The organism is Endozoicomonas atrinae (assembly GCF_001647025.1).
Lineage (GTDB): Bacteria > Pseudomonadota > Gammaproteobacteria > Pseudomonadales > Endozoicomonadaceae > Endozoicomonas > Endozoicomonas atrinae.
The window spans coordinates 1-1,924 of sequence record NZ_LUKQ02000496.1 but is presented as its reverse complement, the minus strand read 5'-3'; the positions used below and the strand labels follow the sequence as shown (position 1 = coordinate 1,924).

Annotated in this window: 3 protein-coding genes and 1 pseudogene; 1 reads left to right on the top strand and 3 read right to left on the bottom strand. The window is 42.3% G+C overall.

The genetic code is table 11. The annotated features are described in order from the left end of the window. Positions 1-176, top strand: a pseudogene (locus AK963_RS36180) (IS256 family transposase); the annotation flags it as partial. A gap of 29 nt (positions 177-205) precedes the next feature. On the opposite strand, the gene AK963_RS28375 reads toward AK963_RS36180, so the two are convergent. From AK963_RS28375 to AK963_RS28365, 3 genes are all read right to left on the bottom strand, one after another. Continuing rightward, positions 206-934 (bottom strand): CHASE domain-containing protein, encoded by a 729-nt coding sequence (locus AK963_RS28375; protein ID WP_066018645.1) that lies wholly within the window; start codon positions 932-934, stop codon positions 206-208. A 17-nt stretch (positions 935-951) separates the two neighbouring features. Next, positions 952-1,347, bottom strand: a complete 396-nt coding sequence (locus AK963_RS28370; protein WP_066018644.1) for a response regulator — start codon at positions 1,345-1,347, stop codon at positions 952-954. A gap of 141 nt (positions 1,348-1,488) precedes the next feature. Further along, the gene (locus AK963_RS28365; RefSeq protein ID WP_238593881.1) at positions 1,489-1,725 is read right to left on the bottom strand and encodes a YgjP-like metallopeptidase domain-containing protein; all 237 of its coding nucleotides are present in this window, start codon (positions 1,723-1,725) and stop codon (positions 1,489-1,491) included. Positions 1,726-1,924: the final 199 nt, after the last annotated feature.

Genomic DNA, 1,924 nt, shown 5'->3' with positions numbered 1-1,924 from the left:
GCGTCATTCGTAAGGCGATCAAGAACCGGAAGATTTTTCGGACTGATGAGTCAGTCATGAAGGTAATCTATCTGGCCATGGAAAAAGCTTCCGAGAAATGGACCATGCCGATCAGGAACTGGAAAGCAGCCATGAACCGGTTTGAAATTATGTTTCCTGACCGGTTCAAGGAGTAATAGTTTTGGTGGCGTTTACACAGAATTATTTACAGGCTCTGTACTCCATTAGAAAAAGTACTAGAAATCATATCATTAATTCGAAATACACCTAACAAGAGGCTAGGGTCAGATTCGCTATCGATAGGCAGGAAAACCAAAACCCCATTCTGGCCCTTCTTTTCCTGAATTAGCCTGATCCCCTCACTTGCAACCGCTTTATTTGTTCGAATACTTTTCAGAAGTGCTTCCCTTCTGGGCTTGCTGGATGCAAGATTTAGCCCTGCAGCTTTCTCATTTCCAGCAAGAGGTTCAATATAATAAACTGGATAGTAGTCTTCCTGAACAGGGGACAAACCTACACGACCATCATCAAGGATTGCTTTGAATCCAAAGTCCTTAAGCCCTTCATCAATTGCTTTTTGCTCGTATAGCTCGCGTTTGCTGTGTGGTACCCATGGAATCCACTCCAACGCCTGAATCCCATCATGTCTAGATAAGATAGCCCCTGAAATCATGCCGAACTCAGAACGAGTTAATACCCCTCCTCTCAAACGGAATACATCCCTCAACTGATACAGACTATCGATCTCAGTATTAATGTGGTTCTGAATAGCAAAAGCAGCCCTGATGGATTTCTCCCGAAACTCCTCATACTCAAGGAGTGACCTCTCCGTCATCATTTGGATATAACGGTTAGCCCCATAGAAAATCAAGCCAGCACATAGCAGTACGACTCCAAACCAATAAAACTTGATGAATATCTGTTCTACTTTCATTTATTTAATGAGTCAAGTTAGGAGCATCCATGATACTCATTCCAGATATCGACTATCCGATCTACCAGTGTTAAAGGGTCAAATGGTTTAATAATGACATCTGTTGCCCCTAACTCTTTAAACTGCTCCACCTCGTGCTTCTGAACCTTGGCCGTCATAAGCACAATAGGTACTCGTCTATATGCATCCAGCTCTTTAAGTCTGTTCAAGACGGTAAGTCCATCAACATTAGGCATCATCACATCCAGAAGCACCATATCTGGTGTTATATCTTCTGCAAGCTCCAGAGCCTCACGACCATCATTACAGCTAATCAGCTTGAAGTCAGAAAAATTTCGAAGTGTCATCTCTACAATACTACGAATATCTTGATCATCTTCCGCATAAAGAATTGTCGATAGCTGTGGCTCCATGTCTTAGAATCCTGTCACTGAAATACTGCCTTTATATATCGACAGAACATCAGGGTGCTTAATCCTATGGAACACCAAGGATTATTTATATGCAACAGCCATCAACATTGTATACAGGTAACTTTTGACAGATTACGTCGGTCACATGATTTCGAGATAAATCATAAACAGGCGGGCATCAAGTTCCAGCTGGTGATAACCCGGTTCCATATGACAACAAAGCTGGTAAAAAGACTTATTGTGCTCTTTCTCACGCAGGTGGGCCAGCTCATGAACCACCAGCATTCTCAGCAGAGGCTCAGGTGCATCTTTAAAAACACTCGAGATCCGGATTTCATTGTTCGATTTTAGCTTTCCACCGTGATTTCGACTGATCACACTATGCAAGCCAAGAGCGTTATGAATTAAGTGAATCTTACTGTCATAGACCACTTTTCTGACCGGTACAGTGTAAGCGCCAATTTAACCTGCGTATATTGCCATTTTATCCTTAAAATGCTTGTGTAAATGGTTGCTGGCTTATCCTTTGCCAATTGATAGCTCAACTCTCTATTGTAGAAGTTCTTCAAGCCAGTCA

Bases quoted from the DNA above. Each gene is read 5' to 3' on its own strand.
- AK963_RS28375 (WP_066018645.1), bottom strand. From the start codon at position 934: ATGAAAGTAGAACAGATATTCATCAAGTTTTATTGGTTTGGAGTCGTA.
- AK963_RS28370 (WP_066018644.1), bottom strand. From the start codon at position 1,347: ATGGAGCCACAGCTATCGACAATTCTTTATGCGGAAGATGATCAAGAT.